Genomic DNA, 15638 nt, shown 5'->3' with positions numbered 1-15638 from the left:
CCCGGTCATAACTCGAACCGACCCTTCATCGCGGCATGTGCCGGAATGATTCCGAAAAGTTACCGGACGTTAATAAAAAATCGACGTCGTTAACCTTTCGTTTACGGGCATCGTTAATGATAAGGCAGATCATTTAAAGGTCGGTAAACGCCAAGTCCGAAAAAACGGGCACGACAATGTAAGAGTCGATTGAATCACTTAGCGGGATTTGTTCACGTTACGATTCAAGTTTGGTGATGCAGATTCACGTTGAATAACAGCAGACTGGAGCCAGTATTTAATAAATTCTACACACCTTGCCAAAGGTAATTAGAATTTGTTAACCATTTGGTGGCAGCCTGCAAATCAGGCAACGACTGGATCCGCATCGCGCAAAGGGCAATCATTTACCTTCCGCGGCGGCAAAGGGGATAATTATGCGGGTTCTACTGATCGAAGACGACAGCGCAACAGCTCAGAGCATTGAGCTGATGTTGAAGTCTGAAAGTTTCAACGTCTATACGACCGACCTCGGCGAGGAAGGCGTGGACCTTGGAAAGCTCTACGATTACGACATCATTCTGCTCGATCTTAACCTCCCCGATATGTCGGGCTACGAGGTTTTGAGAACGCTTCGCCTTTCCAAGGTCAAGACACCGATCTTGATTTTGTCTGGTATGGCCGGCATCGAAGACAAGGTACGCGGTCTGGGCTTCGGCGCAGACGACTATATGACAAAGCCGTTCCACAAGGACGAACTTGTTGCTCGTATTCATGCTATTGTACGCCGTTCCAAGGGCCACGCCCAATCGGTCATCTCGACCGGCGAACTCATCGTCAATCTGGACGCAAAGACGGTGGAAGTCGGCGGTCAGCGCGTTCACCTGACGGGCAAGGAATACCAGATGCTGGAGCTGCTTTCGCTCCGCAAAGGCACCACGCTCACCAAGGAAATGTTCCTCAACCACCTCTACGGCGGTATGGATGAGCCTGAACTGAAGATCATCGACGTTTTCATCTGCAAACTGCGCAAGAAGCTGGCAAATGCCGCAGGCGGCGCAAACTACATCGAAACCGTCTGGGGCCGTGGTTACGTTCTGCGCGAGCCCGATAGCGCGGCTGAATTTCTCGAAACAGCCTGATAGTCTCCCAAGCATGCCCGCAAACAAAAAAACCGCCCTTCATCCGGCGGTTTTTTTGCTTTAACGGCCAAGTGTTTCGGCACCGGAGAGTTAATGCAGAGCGACACCATGCTTTTCAGACATGCTAAAGCGTCAGATGCCTCAAGCCTTGCGGCGATCTCGATAGAGGTTTGGATCGGGACCTATTTGCGCAAGGGCGTGAACGGCTTCTTCGCCGATTACGCCTTGTCCGAGTTCACCACGACCAAGCTGGAAGCGATCATCACAAGCGATAACGAACGAATCATCGTCTCGGAGAATGAAGACGGCATTGGAAAAGGTCTTTTAAGCGAGGGCTTAGCGCAATGCGCAGCGTTAGGGATCGACGCGGTATGGCTGGCGGTGAATTCCGAAAACGCAGACGCCATCAACTTCTATCTCGGCAATGATTTTAAGCGCGTCGGCACGACGCATTTTCGCATCGTCGACAAGGCCTATCTTAACGAGATCATGCGCCGAACGATCAGCTGATGCACGTGTTCTGAACAACAAAAGGGGCCGCCAAAAGGCAGCCCGACATGTACCCAATGAAGGTGGCGAATCAAGCGGTTTCTACAGTCGTCGCCGTGAACACGATGCGGTCTTCGTGGACTACGTATTCGATCATCATACCCGCATCACGGGCCATCAGAAGCGTATAATAAGGCTGCACGGAATGCGCATCGACGTCTTCTTCTTCCGTGCCTTCGGATAGGGCCACGAACTTCGCCGGCAGGCGCATCATGCGGCCCTTGACTGTGATTTCGAACTTGGCATCCGTTTCCGGGTTTTCCACGGTCACATCAATGTTACCGCCGCGTGGAATGGCGCTATAGGCCACGAGGAAAAGGTTGAGAAGCATCTTTACGCGGTTTTTGGGTACAATGGCGCGCGCCCCGTTCCAGGTCACTTCGGCTTTCTTTTCGGCGGCAGCGAAATCCTTGGCGGCCTTTTCGGCTTCGCCGGTATCGATGGATGCGCCAGCAGAGCCGGATGCACCGAAAGCGAGGCGGGCGAATTTCAGCCGGACAGACGCATTGACCGCCGATGTGCGGATCAGATCGAGAGCATCCGCGTCCGAGCCACCCTCATCCAGCAGCTCAAGTCCGTTGTTGATGGCTCCAACAGGAGAAATCACATCATGGCATACGCGACTGCAAAGAAGCGCCGCCAGGTCGGCTCCAGACAGCGTCAGGTTTGGTTTGCTCGTCATAAATTTCTCTCCTGCGCAAGGCTGCGCGGACCGTGTGGAAGTTATTAAGCCATAATGACACCATATTTGGTAAACCGATTGTTAATATCATAGTTTCAAAATACCAAATGTCTTAACAGGGCAAAACGAACGAAACAGACGGACGGAATTGAAGATGCGACTGACCGAACTCCGCACCATCGCACGCCTCGGACTGGTAAAGATTTTCGTGGTACTCGCGAGCCTTTGCGTATCTGCTGCGCATGCCTCTGCCCAGAGCAGCGACCAATACTCCCTTCAGGAGATTGTCGACGCTGGACATGGATTTTTTGGCGAAACGACCGGCGGGCTTGCGAAAGTGGTAGAACGCGCCTTTCAACAATACGGCCTGCCCAACGGCTATATTCTGGGCCAGGAAGGTTCTGGCGCGTTCGTGGCCGGCCTGACCTACGGCGAAGGACAGCTTTATACCAAGAACGCCGGCCAACACCCCGTTTTCTGGCAAGGTCCGTCGCTTGGTCTGGATTACGGCGGACAGGGCACACGCGCCATGATGCTCGTCTATAATCTTCCCTCCGTTGATTCGCTTTATCGTCGTTATGGCGGTGTATCCGGTTCGGCCTTCATCGTTGCAGGCGTCGGCATGACCGTGTTGAAAAACAGCGACGTCACGATTGCTCCGATCAGAACGGGAATCGGCGCACGTCTCGGCATCAATGTCGGCTATCTCAAGCTGACACAGCAGCCCACCTGGAACCCCTTCTGATTCGCAATTGACGCAAAGTGGCGTAACATGGTGCTCGCCCGCTCTCTTGAGCATAAGGCCTGGCACAAGATTGGCGTGAAAGAATTCGGGCCTGTGGAATAATCCGCGCGGCCGAGAACCCAGTCGGTTCCGGCATCGCGTTTTCGAGTGGAGACAAGCTGCGTGATCGAGTACGCCCTTCTTTTTGGCCTGGGTTTTCTCTCTGCCATTCTGCTGGTTTCGCTGATGGCACCGGCCATTCATCGTCGCATCGTCGTCTACACGGAAAAACGGCTTCGCGCGACGATGCCGATCAGCCCGCAGGAAGTCCGGGCGCAAAAGGATATGGCGCGCGCGCTCTATGCGGCTGAAAATGCACGAACCCGCCAGGAACTGGATGCGGAGCGCGAAAAAGCGCTATCTCTGAAATTCAGAAACGACACGGCGGTTACGGATTCCAGCAGGTTGCTTGCCGAAACGCGAGACCTGAAATCACAACTCGAAGCCATGACGCTTGAGGCCAATGACCTTCGCGCCAAGGCACGCCGTCACGAGGACGCTGCGGCCCGGCTGAAGGCAGCCTTGAACGATGCCGAAGAGACCGCATTGTCGCGCACGCAGGAAATTTCCAACCTCACCAAGCGCGTCACGACCATTTCCCGTGAACTGGATGATTTGAAAATTACACTGTCCGCCCGCGACATCGAGGTGGAACAAGCCAAGCACAAAATGGCGACATGGCGCAAAGAACGTGAAGCCATCACCAAGGAACTCGATGAGGCCGCAGCCAAGAACCGCGAAGCGGCAAACCATATGAACCGGGAAAGCCGCAAGATCGCGCGCCTGGAAGAACAACTCGCCACGCAAGCATCCCGAAATGCAGACAACGAGATGCTGCTGGAGCGCCGCGCTCAGGAAGTTAGCCGCCTCAAGCAGCAACGTTCGACTGACGACAGCACCGAAGAGCCCGCCGCTGTAACAAAGCCCACGATACAAATCGGCGTAATGGCGATGACGCCGGACAGGATCGCCCGAGAGATCGAGGATATCCGCAATCAGGGCACGGCCTTGACCGAAAGACTGCTGAACGGCAAAGGCAGCGGCAACGACGAAGCGATCCGCAAGGAAATTTCACAGATTGCGGCCCGGATGATTGCCTTGACGGCTGCGCAAGAAGGCGAAGCTTCTCCTCTTCCGTCGATGATTGCCCATGGGCGGAGCGAAAGCGGGCGTAAAAACCTCGCAATCCTTGCCCACGACGCTTTGACCCAGCAGAAAAACTAAGTGTTTTGGCGCGTTCCGAAAAAAATCGATATAGATCGCATTAAAAATAAAGACTGATAAAATTGTAGCTATCGGCTTAAATCCCCCGAAAAGACTGCCCTGTATTGTCGTGATCACTGGCCCGGATGAAACATCTGACGCCGATCAGAACAACGCGGAAAAGACCGGCAGAAAGCTGGCCGACGCAAAAACGGGGTACGACCATGTTCAAGAAACTCTTTGCAGCCGCCATCTGCGGAGCCGTTATCGCATCCGTTTCGACCCATGCAGACGCAGCAGGCCCGGGCGGTTTCGCCCGCGAATTTGGGACTATCGAGCGCGACGTTGTCGCCTCAGTCTCACCCTTGAGCAGCGCAGACAAAATCGACGTTTCAAGACAGGACGCTATCACGACGCTCGATCACTATTTCAGTGGCTTCGACCAGAGGCAGGCCGCAAAGTAACCCTCGACATTCAAAGTTCATGACTGACTTGCCGCCGTTTCCTCAAGGAAGCGGCGGTTTTTTTCTTTCGGCCACCGCAATGCCGCTAAGCGTCAACAGCAGCGCGATGATCTGGTAGGGATGCAATGTTTCGCCGAGAATGAGCACGGAGAGAAACGTGCCGAAGACCGGAATGAGGTTGATGAAAAGGCCGGCGCGATTGGGCCCGATACGCTCCACGCCCAGAATGAAGAGTATCTGCGCGACGAGCGATGCGAACAGCGCGGTATAGACTGTAATCAACCAACCCTTGGAATCCGGCCAGACTGCCGCGTCTCGCGAAACCTCCCATAACACGAGAGGGACAGAAGAAATCAACGCCGCTATGGCTGGAATAGCCATGAGAGTGCGCCAGTTGACCTGCGGCTTCCAGCGCAACATGACGGTGTAGATCGCGTAGGAAAGGACGGCGAGCAGCATGATGGCATCACCAATGTTCATATCGAGATGAATAAGAGACATCAGGTTGCCCTGTGAGGCAAGCATCCCGATACCGACCATCGTCAGCACGAAGCCAATGACCTGTCCGACGGAAATACGTGTCCTGAACAGTGCAAAGTTGAAGGCGAAAATGACCATCGGAATGCCAGCCTGAATGACCGCGACATTGATAGCGGATGTGTATCGCAGCGCCGTGTAGAGCGCCGCGTTGAAACAGGTATAGCCCACAGCGCCCAAAACCAGGAAATACGGCAGACGTTTTTTGACGATTGGCCAATCGCGAACCAGTTGCGGCATCGATATGGCAACGATCACGGTCACCGCGATGGCCCATCTGAGAAATGTAAGGACCATGGGGCTGACATGCCCGACGGCCAGCTTTCCCGCCACGGCATTTCCACCCCAGCACAGTGTGGCGATGATCAGCACGAGATACGCTTTGGATGACACGGAATTTTTGACTTTCAGATGAAGACCCGCAGCTTTTTTGCACTGCCGATTCGTCTCGCGCAAGCGCAGATGAAGCTCAATAAAAGGCTACCGGTCTGAATTGTCCCGGAAAAACAAGGATTCGCCACATAAACGGGGTCGCTTTCCGCAAAACAACGCAGTATACATTCGCGGGTTTGAGTTAGGGGCCTTCATTGGCGCCAGGAGCAGGAAAGCAAGAAATGACGAATGTCGTGGTGGTCGGCTCGCAGTGGGGCGATGAAGGCAAGGGTAAGATCGTAGATTGGCTGTCCGAGCGCGCTGACGTTGTCGTGCGCTATCAGGGTGGTCACAATGCAGGTCATACGCTTGTTATCGATGGCGTCAGCTACAAGCTGTCGCTTTTGCCCTCCGGTGTGGTGCGCCCAGGCAAGCTTGCCGTTATCGGCAACGGTGTCGTCGTTGATCCGCATGCGTTGATTGCCGAAATCGGCCGTCTTGACGTTCAGGGCGTAAAGGTCACGCCTGAGAACCTGCGCATTGCTGATAACGCAACGCTCATTCTTTCCCTGCACCGTGAACTGGATGGCATGCGCGAAGACGCAGCCTCCAACAGCGGCACCAAGATCGGCACGACCCGCCGCGGCATTGGCCCTGCCTATGAAGACAAGGTCGGCCGTCGCGCAATCCGCGTCATGGACCTCGAAGACAAGGAAGCGCTGTCGGCCAAGGTTGACCGCATCCTGACGCACCACAATGCTCTCCGCCGCGGTTTCGGTGCTGCCGAAGTCAGCCATGAAACGATCATGGAAGAACTGACATCGGTTGCCGACCAGATTCTTCCGTTTAGCGAAACCGTATGGCTCTTGCTTGACAAGAAACGCCGCGCTGGCGCGCGTATTCTGTTTGAAGGCGCGCAAGGCTCGCTGCTCGATATCGACCACGGCACATATCCCTATGTCACGTCGTCCAACACCGTTGCAGGACAGGCAGCAGCCGGTTCCGGCATGGGTCCAGGTTCCCTCGGCTATATCCTTGGCATCACCAAGGCTTATACGACACGCGTCGGCGAAGGCCCCTTCCCGACAGAACTGCACGATGAAGTCGGCCAGTTCCTGGGCGAAAAGGGTCATGAATTCGGCACCGTCACGGGCCGCAAGCGCCGCTGTGGCTGGTTCGATGCAGCGCTGGTTCGCCAGTCTGTCGCAACCAACGGCATCACCGGCATCGCGCTGACAAAGCTTGACGTTCTGGATGGTCTCGAAGAGCTGAAAATTTGCGTCGGCTATAAGCTTGACGGACAGGAAATCGACCATCTTCCGGCAAGCCAGGGTGCTCAGGCGCGCGTCGAGCCAATATACGTGACACTTGAAGGCTGGAAAGAATCCACCGTCGGTGCCCGTAAATGGGCGGATTTACCTGCTCAAGCTATTAAATATGTCCGTCAGGTCGAGGAATTGATTGGTGCACCGGTTGCGCTTCTTTCCACCAGCCCTGAGCGGGATGACACCATACTTGTGACTGATCCATTTGAAGACTAATGTCTTCGATGATTGAGTTTCATAAACCATATCGGGCCAGGACGTCATTGGCCTCGACGAGAAAGTGCTTATGGCGGATTTTGTAGCAGTCATTCGCAAAGCCGTGGATGGCTTGGCGAACAATACTCCCGAAAACCGGGCTAAGGTGTACGACAAAGCGCGTAGCGCCGTCGTGCGCCAATTGGAAAACATGAAGCCGCGCCCGCCGGAAGAGCTGCTGAAGCGGCAAATCCTCAAGCTGGATACGGCCATTTCCGAGGTTGAAGGCGAGTATTCCGAGGCACTGCCGGCCATCGATGAAGAAGATGACTACGTCGAGGCAGTGCCCGCGGCTACCGTCATTGCTGCACAACCCGATGTTTCCTCACCCTATTACGAGGAAACGGTTGCGGACGAGCAACGGCGCTATGACGAAGAAACCGTTGCACCCGAGCCGGTGCAGACCGAACGGCTCGAAGAAAAGCATCTGCCTGACTATCCGACCTATCATGATGAGCCAGTCGTCGCGGCTGAGCGTTATGTTGAAGAAGAGCCGGTCGCACCTGAGCCTGTCGAGGCAGACTATGCTTATGCGAACGCTACGCCAGAGCCAGAAACACAAACATATTTCACGACCGCCACAGAAGAGCCGCGCTATGCGCCGGAACCTGTTGCGTCCGTTGAGCCTGAGACGGTTGCTGAAGAGGAGCATGCTCACCAGAACTGGGTTGGGCAGGACAATCTCGACGATGCGCCCGTTTACGAGGCTTCCGACAATCTGCACGAAGAGCCTGTGCGCCATGCGGAGAACGATGTTTTCCACGAAAACACACCACTGCCCTACACCGCAAGCTACGCTGCTCCCTCACCCTATTATCAGGATGTAGCCGCCGAGCAGCCGAAGGATGAGCGTCGCAATGACGATGTCCGTTTCGGCGAAGCACCGGTTTTCTCTGATGATGACTATGATAAGCTGGAGCCTAAAGCCAACGCTGCAAAACAGTCGCCAGCGGTTGTCGAGGACTACTCGACCTATTTCCAGGACACGGCTCTCGACCTGCCTCCCAAGACGAGTCCTGGCCTTCCCCGCGCAGATAACGATCCCTTCGCCCTACAGGCCGGCCAGAAGGATGATAAGGAACGGACACCTTGGGACGATCTGGAAGAGCTGATCGGCTATGATGGTACGTCCGGTAACTCAACCACCAATTCCGGCAAGAGCGATTACGATTCCGGTCTGGCTGCTGATGGTATTCCAGCTGCGGCCTACCGCACGAAGAAAAAGCCACGCCGTAATTATGCGGCACTCGTTCTGTCGCTTTGCGGCTTCGTGCTATTGGCTGGCGGTGCCTACGCACTGTGGGTCAACCGCGATACACTGAATGATATGGTGGGTGGCCTCGTGCAGTCTGCAAAGACCGGCACCACCGCCTCGACACCGTCTGGAACCGAATCTACCCCCGCCTCCGCGCCCGCTGCAACCACACCCGCACAGCCCACCACGAACGGACAGCCTACGAACACGCCGACGCAAACGGCTGCGGTCGATGACGGCTCGGTCACAGGCACGAAGTTTACCCAACGTCTTCTGGCTGATGGCACGGAAAAAGACGAAGGCGCCGGACCCGGTGCCAACGGCCAGCCCGTAACGGCTGAGGGTCAGTCCGTTTACGTCCAGAACGAAGAGGCACCGCCAGCAACGGCGCAAACGACGCCTCCGACAACGACCGCCACCCCGGCGGGTCAGGCTACACCCGCGCAGCAGCAAGCGGCTGCCGCTTCCGGCCACCGCATGTTCCTCTATGAAGAAGTGCTCGGCCAGACCGTGCCGACAGCAATTGAAGGAACGGTATCCTGGTCGCTTCAAAACGAAGCGGATGCTAACGGCAAGCCTTCGCCAACCGTTCAGGGCCAGATCACTATTCCCGGCCGCGGCCTCAGCGCGTTGATCACCTTCAAGCGCAACACGGACCCGTCCCTGCCCGCCAGCCATCTGGTCGAGATCGTCTTCTCTGTCGGTCCCGGTTTCGAAGGCGGCGCAATCGACAGCGTGCAGCGAATCGCGATGAAGAGCACGGAGCAGGATCGCGGTAACGCTCTCATTGCCGTCCCAGCGAAGATCACCGACGATTTCCACATGATCGCACTCAATGATTTTCCGGATGCACTTAAGACGAACCTCGAGCTGATGCGGACCCGTGACTGGATCGACATTCCCGTGTCCTACCGCAACGGTCGCCGCGCTCTGTTGACCCTGCAGAAGGGTGCGGATGGCAAGCCTGCTTTCGAAACCGCATTGCGCGAGTGGAGTGCCGCGGCGCCCGCCACCGGACAGTAAGGTTTCTATTGACCAACAAAAAAGCCCCGGATGGAAACATCCGGGGCTTTTTACTTATCAAAACCGGTTCGTTTACGCGTCTACAACGCGCAGGGATTTCGCAGTTTCAAGTGCGTCCTTCTGGACAGCCTCTTGAACCTTTTCGAACGCACGGACTTCAATCTGGCGGACACGTTCGCGGCTGATGTCGAACTCCGTGGACAAATCTTCCAGCGTCACCGGGTCTTCGGACAGACGGCGCGCTTCAAAAATACGACGCTCACGGTCGTTCAGAACGCCCATAGCTCTGGAAAGCATGCGGCGGCGTGTTTCCAGCTCGTCCTGCTGAATAAGCACGGTCTCCTGGCTCTCGTGGTCATCCACAAGCCAATCCTGCCATTGTCCCGCCTCACCTTCCGCAGCCTTGATAGGCGCGTTCAGCGAAGCGTCACCGTGCAGGCGACGGTTCATGGAGATGACCTCTTCCTCGGACACCTGAAGCTTGGTGGCGATCTCCGTCACGTGTTCGGGCTTCAGATCGCCATCCTCGATAGCCTGGATTTTACCCTTCAGGCGACGGAGGTTGAAGAACAGGCGTTTCTGGTTGGCGGTCGTTCCCATCTTCACCAGCGACCAGGATCGCAGGATGTACTCCTGAATCGAGGCTTTGATCCACCACATGGCATAGGTCGCAAGGCGGAAGCCACGCTCGGGGTCGAATTTCTTGACCGCCTGCATCAGGCCCACATTGCCCTCGGATACGACTTCGCCGATCGGCAAACCGTAACCGCGATATCCCATGGCGATTTTCGCCACGAGGCGCAAATGGCTCGTCACCAATTTGTGAGCTGCATCGCGGTCTCCATGTTCGGCGTAACGCTTGCCAAGCATGTATTCCTCTTGCGGCTCAAGCATGGGAAACTTGCGTATCTCATCGAGATATCGGTTCAGACCGGCTTCACCGGCAGTAATTGAAGGCAAACTATTGCGGGCCATAAAGCACCCCCTTATCTATGTTCCAGGCTGGCTCCCTTCGCAGGCAAACCAAAATTGCGTGTCGAACTCCGACCCCGCACGAACCCACGTAACAAATATGTATTGGAAACTCACGTTTCAAGCGCGTGCACTTCACACACGCGTTATAAAATAACCTGCGTATTTTTCACTCTGGAAACAGATCAGCGATAGATTCGTTCCGAAAAATTTGTGAGGCCGGAACGCAGCATCAATTCATAGATCATCCGGCGTCCCATGGGATTGTGCAGCCGCGTGACTTTCGAACCCAGGAACTCGGTTTCGACATGGTCGAAAGCCAGCAATTCAGGCGACTGCAGAACAACCCTCTCGTAAAAATCATGGTATTCACGCCGGCAAACATAGGTCTTGTATTTCGTCATGCAGAAGGCGCTGAAGCTATCGCCTTTCTCGCGCAAAAAATCCGCTACGCCGACCGTGACTTCAGGCCATTGCGGATTGAACGTATCATCGAACGCAATCACGCCATGGTCGGCCAAGACGTCCATCGCCAGTTTGCTGTCTGACATGACGTGATGCAGCATATGGCCACCATCGATGCTGAAAAACCGCACCTTGCCTATCTTCTCCAGCACGTCCTTGGAGTCGAGTTTCGTGCTGTCACCCTTAATGACCAGACTTTCGTCAACCGCAAGATTGAGTCGGATGCCGTTATCCAGAAAGCGTTCGTACTGGCGGCAAACACCGTCGGAGTCATCGAGATCGAACATATCCACTGCAAGCACGCGGCCATCATTGCCGACAGCTTTACGCATGAGGAAATAAGAGCGGCCGTAGAAAACTCCGATTTCGGCAACGCCCCCCTCGAAAGCCTTCTTCTGCTGGGCGTGGAGCAATGACGTGAAAACAAGAGCGTCTGGAGGATCAATATAACCTTCGATTTTTTGCAGATCATGAAAGATGAATTTTCGATCATTAACATTCATGGCGCGCAATCCCTGGTTTCTGCATGCTAGTGAGCAGGTTGCAAAGTACAATTCAATCTTCGGTAGGCAAACCCAGAAGATACATTGTCTTCTGCGAAAATTTTATTGTACCGCAAAAAGTAGAAATAATTGAAGCGAAAATGAGACTTGATATTAGGGCGCTTATTTAAGTAATTATAATAAACTAAATTATAAGTATAATTTACTGCTTACGCGGATATGCGACACCAAAAACCACTTCGGGAGCCGATGGCTCCCGAAGTGACTGTGTCTGTAATTGGGCGGTATCAGCCCCTAAGGGCTTGCGCCAGCTCTTCCATATCGTCAGGCATATCCGTTTCAAACTCCATCACCTCGCCGGTGCGTGGATGTTCGAAAGCGAGTAAATAGGCGTGCAGAGCCTGCCTTGAAAAACGGTTCACCACCGTTTTTGCGTCCTCCGGCAACAGATTGGCCTTGGTGCGGAACGCCGCACCATATTCCGGGTCACCGATCAGCGGGTGGCCGATATGGGCCATGTGAACGCGGATTTGATGGGTGCGCCCGGTCTCCAGACGGCATTCCACCAGCGAAGCAAGCGATGTCGCATCCGGCTTTTCGTGATAACGCTCGATCACTTCGTAGTGGGTGATGGCCTCACGCGCATCATCGGTATCTTCGCGTTTGACGGCGCGCTTGGTGCGGTCGGCGCCGCGACCCAGTGCGGCGTCAATCGTGCCACGCAACGTCTTGGGGCGTCCCCAGACGATGGCCTTATAGGCACGCTCGAGCGGCCCTGTACGACCATGGTCGGCAAATTGTGCCGCCAATTTGCGATGGGCATTGTCGTTTTTGGCCACGACCATCACACCGCTGGTTTCCTTGTCCAGACGGTGCACGATGCCGGGGCGTTTGACGCCGCCAATGCCGGAGAGGCTATCACCGCAATGGTGGATCAGCGCATTCACCAGCGTTCCTGTCCAGTTGCCAGCACCGGGATGCACGACGAGACCGGCTGGCTTGAGAAGTACGATGAGGTCTTCGTCCTCATATTCCACCTCAATGGGAATGTCCTCACCCTTGGGCTCCGGGTCTTCCGGCTCCGGCATGGTGATCTCGATGCGGTCACCCGGATGAACCTTCTTTTTCGGCTCAGCGATTGGCTTTTCATTCAGAGAAACCGCGCCCTGCTCGATCAGCGCCTTGATGCGGCTGCGCGACAGATCGCCGCCGACTTCGGCTGCGAGCCATGCATCGAGGCGACCTTCGGCATCTTCCCCGGCAATCAGGACTTTCCTTGCGTCTCCGCCTTGTTTAAAGGGGTCGTTCATTCTTATTTCCGATCAATCAACAATATCCAAGGATCCCGATGACGCAGATCGAGCAAGCCGAACAGGACGACCAGCCGTTAGACCCGGCCATGGAAAAAGTTCGCCGCAAGATGATCCGGTTGCAGATCGTGTCGGGCTCCGTGATGTTTATCAGCCTTATGGCTGTCTTCGGTGCCGTTGTCTACAAGGCGGTCGGCCCATCCAAGACCGCGACCGCCACCAATACCAGCCCAACCGTTCCCTCCGACGCGCCGGTTGCTGCCACCGCAAGCCTGCCGCAGGGCTTCACCATCGAGAACGTGTCTTTCGCCAGCGGCGATATGCTGTTCTACGGACGCCTGGCCAACGGCACACGCAAGGCGCTGGTGTTCAATGTACAGGCGGGCCGTTTCGTAGCAGACATCACCATCGATGCCCGGTGATCTGGGATTCACCTCTATAACCGAGGCGGATGATCCACGCATTTCAGCTTTCAGGGACATTCGCGAGCGTGACCTGACCGGCAGGCAGGGTCGCTTCATCGTCGAAGGTACGGTCGTGCTGCGCATGTTGGCGGCAGCGCACAAGGCCGGTGGTGATTTCGAGGCGGAAAGCATTCTGATCCTCGAAAACCGCCTTGCAGGCGTGTCTGATATTCTGAGAGAATTTCCATCCGACGTGCCGATCTACGTGGCCACGGCATCGGTGCTGGATGCGATTGTCGGTTTCAACCTGCATCGCGGCATTCTGGCGCTCGGCAAGCGCAAGAGCGACAAGGATATGGCACAAACAATACGCCAACTGCCGAAATCCTCGCTCGTGCTCGTCGGTTGCGGCATTTCCAACCACGATAATCTCGGCTCGATGTTTCGCAACGCTGCCGCGTTTTACGCAGACGCGGTGTTTATGGATGCCACCTGCTGCGATCCGCTTTATCGGAAGTCGTTGCGCGTTTCGGTCGGCTCGGTACTTTCAGTGCCATATCATCGCGGCGGCGGTGCGGTTGAGATGCTGGAGACATTGGCAGCGGAAGGCTTCGACATCTGGAGCCTGTCGCCCGCAGGTACGACGGAAATCCGGCAGATACCGGCTTCCAACCGCATGGCGCTCGTTATCGGCACCGAAGGCGACGGCTTAGCCCCCGATGTGCTGACGCGCTTTCATACGGCCCGTATCGCCCAGGCACCTGAGCTCGACAGCCTCAATGCAGGCACAGCCTCCGGCCTCGCGCTTTATCAGATGGCAAGCGCAATCGGCCGCATCTGATTGTAAACGAAACCTTAATAGGCCGCATTTGCATTAACCTTGTCTCAAAACCGACCGTTAACATTTACAATTTAGTAATGAGCGGAACGAGAGGTTTCGCGATGCGTGGCGTATTTGTCGTCGTTTTTCTTTTGACTGTTCTGGCTGGCTGCGCGACGGCTCCGTCGCAGATCACCAATGCCTGTGCGATTTTCGAACAGCGGAACGGCATATTCAACAACTGGAAGAAAGATGCACAAGCAGCAGAACGGGAGTTCGGCGTGCCAGTGCCGGTTATGATGGCGACCATCTACACCGAATCCAGCTTCCAGCCCTATGCCCGACCGCCGCGTAACAAGCTCTTCGGCTTCATACCATGGGGACGCAAATCAACCGCCTATGGCTATGCCCAGGCGCTAGACGGTACGTGGAAAGTCTATCAGCGCGAGACAGGTCGCTGGAACGCCAGCCGTACCGATTTCACCGACGCAATTCACTTCGTCGGCTGGTACCATGCCAAGAGCAACCGTCAGAACGGCATTGCCCTCAACGACCCCTACAATCTTTACCTCGCCTATTACTCCGGCCACACCGGCTATGCGAAGGGCGTCTGGCGCAGCAACACCGCCATCCAGAAGGCCGCCCGCAAATCCGCTAACGTGGCCATGCGGTATGAGAAGCAATTGCAGGATTGCGGGTATCGGTAGAACGTCTGTTTTGTGATCCCACCTTCCCGCTCCGTCATCCCGCACTTTCTGCTGGATCCAGCGCGATCAAGGACTTCGTACATCGTCTGCTTTGTAGATGGAGGTCAATTACCTCTCCACGTCATCCTCAGGCTTGACCCGAGGATTTAGCGAACCCCCAACGTAAAACGTGGTTCGATCCTCGGGTCAAGCCCGAGGATGACGGTAGTGGGTTTGGCCAAACCCTTCTTGAACCGCTAAACGTATGGTGCCAGAAACACCTTAGCCGCCTCGATCTCGTTAGAACGGATTTCGTGGCCGCCGGAATGCCATTCCACGTCAACGTCACCACCCTGAGCCATGAAATAATCCGCCAGCCCAGTTGTCAACGGGACCGGGCAGATCGGATCATGTTCGCCCGCCGTGATCAGCACACGCCTTGACGCGAGTGCTGGCGCGGGCTTCGGCTCGAACGGAATAAGCGGATGCATCAGCACGGCTGCGTCAAAAAGATCGGGGAATTCGATCAGCACGTTGGCGAGAATATTCGCACCGTTGGAAAAACCCAGGCCAACGACTAGACCCGCCTCATGATAATCGCGGTTGGCTTTGATAAATTCAGCCATCTGCTGCGTGGCACGATTGAGATCGGCCATGTCATAGACGCCTTCCGCCGTTCTGCGGAAAAACCGCGAAGCGCCGGATTCCGAAACGTCGCCGCGGGGCGAAATGACGGTCGCATTCGGCAGCAATCGCGCGCCGAAATCGAAGAACTGGTTCTCGTCACCACCTGTACCGTGAAAGACGAAAAAGGCTGGCTGGCCCGGCGCACCGGCGCGAACCTTGTGAGAATAAGCGTCCTTGCTCATGGATATACCTCCTGAAAACGGCCTGCGGCCCTCAAGCCG

At 55.6% G+C, this 15638-nt stretch carries 16 protein-coding genes; 10 read left to right on the top strand and 6 right to left on the bottom strand.

Annotation, left to right across the window (positions count from 1 at the left end):
- Positions 1–416 precede the first annotated feature (416 nt).
- Positions 417–1121, top strand: a complete 705-nt coding sequence (gene ctrA, locus ATO67_RS03585) for a response regulator transcription factor CtrA (RefSeq protein WP_067644491.1) — start codon at positions 417–419, stop codon at positions 1119–1121.
- A gap of 108 nt (positions 1122–1229) precedes the next feature.
- The gene (locus ATO67_RS03580) at positions 1230–1631 is read left to right on the top strand and encodes a GNAT family N-acetyltransferase (protein WP_082760166.1); all 402 of its coding nucleotides are present in this window, start codon (positions 1230–1232) and stop codon (positions 1629–1631) included.
- A gap of 70 nt (positions 1632–1701) precedes the next feature.
- Here ATO67_RS03580 and chpT read toward each other — a convergent pair whose 3' ends face one another.
- Positions 1702–2352 (bottom strand): histidine phosphotransferase ChpT, encoded by a 651-nt coding sequence (gene chpT, locus ATO67_RS03575; RefSeq protein ID WP_067644485.1) that lies wholly within the window; start codon positions 2350–2352, stop codon positions 1702–1704.
- A 148-nt stretch (positions 2353–2500) separates the two neighbouring features.
- Here chpT and ATO67_RS03570 point away from each other — a divergent pair, with 148 nt between their 5' ends.
- From ATO67_RS03570 to ATO67_RS03560, 3 genes are all read left to right on the top strand, one after another.
- Positions 2501–3097 carry a DUF1134 domain-containing protein gene (locus tag ATO67_RS03570; protein ID WP_067644482.1) on the top strand — a complete coding sequence of 199 codons (597 nt, stop codon included), beginning with the start codon at positions 2501–2503 and terminating at the stop codon, positions 3095–3097.
- Positions 3098–3259: 162 nt separating this feature from the next.
- Positions 3260–4360, top strand: coding sequence for a coiled-coil domain-containing protein (locus ATO67_RS03565; RefSeq protein WP_067644479.1), 1101 nt, complete (start codon positions 3260–3262; stop codon positions 4358–4360).
- Positions 4361–4563: 203 nt separating this feature from the next.
- A complete protein-coding gene (locus tag ATO67_RS03560) occupies positions 4564–4803 on the top strand; it encodes a hypothetical protein (protein WP_157940994.1) in 240 nt (79 codons plus the stop codon).
- A 42-nt stretch (positions 4804–4845) separates the two neighbouring features.
- Here ATO67_RS03560 and ATO67_RS03555 read toward each other — a convergent pair whose 3' ends face one another.
- Positions 4846–5733 carry a DMT family transporter gene (locus ATO67_RS03555; protein ID WP_067645576.1) on the bottom strand — a complete coding sequence of 296 codons (888 nt, stop codon included), beginning with the start codon at positions 5731–5733 and terminating at the stop codon, positions 4846–4848.
- 221 nt (positions 5734–5954) lie between these two features.
- Here ATO67_RS03555 and ATO67_RS03550 point away from each other — a divergent pair, with 221 nt between their 5' ends.
- Complete coding sequence (locus ATO67_RS03550) at positions 5955–7253, top strand: adenylosuccinate synthase (protein ID WP_067644474.1); 1299 nt, start codon at positions 5955–5957, stop codon at positions 7251–7253.
- Positions 7254–7323: 70 nt separating this feature from the next.
- Positions 7324–9570, top strand: coding sequence for a hypothetical protein (locus ATO67_RS03545; protein ID WP_067644472.1), 2247 nt, complete (start codon positions 7324–7326; stop codon positions 9568–9570).
- A gap of 72 nt (positions 9571–9642) precedes the next feature.
- Here the strand turns inward: ATO67_RS03545 and rpoH are convergent, their stop codons facing one another.
- From rpoH to ATO67_RS03530, 3 genes are all read right to left on the bottom strand, one after another.
- Positions 9643–10545 (bottom strand): RNA polymerase sigma factor RpoH, encoded by a 903-nt coding sequence (gene rpoH, locus ATO67_RS03540; protein WP_067644470.1) that lies wholly within the window; start codon positions 10543–10545, stop codon positions 9643–9645.
- A 182-nt stretch (positions 10546–10727) separates the two neighbouring features.
- Positions 10728–11510 carry a class I SAM-dependent methyltransferase gene (locus ATO67_RS03535; protein WP_067644464.1) on the bottom strand — a complete coding sequence of 261 codons (783 nt, stop codon included), beginning with the start codon at positions 11508–11510 and terminating at the stop codon, positions 10728–10730.
- 287 nt (positions 11511–11797) lie between these two features.
- Positions 11798–12820: an RluA family pseudouridine synthase gene (locus ATO67_RS03530; RefSeq protein ID WP_067644461.1), complete on the bottom strand. Its 1023-nt coding sequence runs from the start codon at positions 12818–12820 to the stop codon at positions 11798–11800.
- Positions 12821–12858: 38 nt separating this feature from the next.
- On the opposite strand from ATO67_RS03530, the gene ATO67_RS03525 reads away from it, so the two are divergent.
- From ATO67_RS03525 to ATO67_RS03515, 3 genes are all read left to right on the top strand, one after another.
- Complete coding sequence (locus tag ATO67_RS03525) at positions 12859–13242, top strand: hypothetical protein (RefSeq protein ID WP_067644458.1); 384 nt, start codon at positions 12859–12861, stop codon at positions 13240–13242.
- Positions 13232–14065, top strand: coding sequence for a TrmH family RNA methyltransferase (locus tag ATO67_RS03520; RefSeq protein WP_067644455.1), 834 nt, complete (start codon positions 13232–13234; stop codon positions 14063–14065). The genes ATO67_RS03525 and ATO67_RS03520 overlap by 11 nt, the downstream gene beginning before the upstream one ends.
- 101 nt (positions 14066–14166) lie before the next feature.
- Positions 14167–14751 carry a transglycosylase SLT domain-containing protein gene (locus tag ATO67_RS03515; protein ID WP_067644454.1) on the top strand — a complete coding sequence of 195 codons (585 nt, stop codon included), beginning with the start codon at positions 14167–14169 and terminating at the stop codon, positions 14749–14751.
- A gap of 236 nt (positions 14752–14987) precedes the next feature.
- Here the strand turns inward: ATO67_RS03515 and ATO67_RS03510 are convergent, their stop codons facing one another.
- Positions 14988–15599 carry an alpha/beta hydrolase gene (locus ATO67_RS03510; protein ID WP_067644451.1) on the bottom strand — a complete coding sequence of 204 codons (612 nt, stop codon included), beginning with the start codon at positions 15597–15599 and terminating at the stop codon, positions 14988–14990.
- Between the last annotated feature and the right edge of the window lie 39 nt (positions 15600–15638).

The organism is Agrobacterium bohemicum (genome assembly GCF_001562555.1).
Taxonomy (GTDB): Bacteria; Pseudomonadota; Alphaproteobacteria; order Rhizobiales; family Rhizobiaceae; genus Agrobacterium; species Agrobacterium bohemicum.
Note: the sequence above shows the minus strand (reverse complement) of the source record. Positions and strands in the feature narration are given on the sequence as shown.

Excerpts from the sequence above, each read along its gene's own strand:
- ctrA (WP_067644491.1), top strand. The coding sequence starts at position 417 with ATGCGGGTTCTACTGATCGAAGACGACAGCGCAACAGCTCAGAGCATT.
- ATO67_RS03580 (WP_082760166.1), top strand. The coding sequence starts at position 1,230 with ATGCTTTTCAGACATGCTAAAGCGTCAGATGCCTCAAGCCTTGCGGCG.
- chpT (WP_067644485.1), bottom strand. The coding sequence starts at position 2,352 with ATGACGAGCAAACCAAACCTGACGCTGTCTGGAGCCGACCTGGCGGCG.
- ATO67_RS03560 (WP_157940994.1), top strand. The coding sequence starts at position 4,564 with ATGTTCAAGAAACTCTTTGCAGCCGCCATCTGCGGAGCCGTTATCGCA.
- ATO67_RS03550 (WP_067644474.1), top strand. The coding sequence starts at position 5,955 with ATGACGAATGTCGTGGTGGTCGGCTCGCAGTGGGGCGATGAAGGCAAG.
- ATO67_RS03545 (WP_067644472.1), top strand. The coding sequence starts at position 7,324 with ATGGCGGATTTTGTAGCAGTCATTCGCAAAGCCGTGGATGGCTTGGCG.
- rpoH (WP_067644470.1), bottom strand. The coding sequence starts at position 10,545 with ATGGCCCGCAATAGTTTGCCTTCAATTACTGCCGGTGAAGCCGGTCTG.
- ATO67_RS03535 (WP_067644464.1), bottom strand. The coding sequence starts at position 11,510 with ATGAATGTTAATGATCGAAAATTCATCTTTCATGATCTGCAAAAAATC.
- ATO67_RS03530 (WP_067644461.1), bottom strand. The coding sequence starts at position 12,820 with ATGAACGACCCCTTTAAACAAGGCGGAGACGCAAGGAAAGTCCTGATT.
- ATO67_RS03525 (WP_067644458.1), top strand. The coding sequence starts at position 12,859 with ATGACGCAGATCGAGCAAGCCGAACAGGACGACCAGCCGTTAGACCCG.
- ATO67_RS03520 (WP_067644455.1), top strand. The coding sequence starts at position 13,232 with ATGCCCGGTGATCTGGGATTCACCTCTATAACCGAGGCGGATGATCCA.
- ATO67_RS03515 (WP_067644454.1), top strand. The coding sequence starts at position 14,167 with ATGCGTGGCGTATTTGTCGTCGTTTTTCTTTTGACTGTTCTGGCTGGC.
- ATO67_RS03510 (WP_067644451.1), bottom strand. The coding sequence starts at position 15,599 with ATGAGCAAGGACGCTTATTCTCACAAGGTTCGCGCCGGTGCGCCGGGC.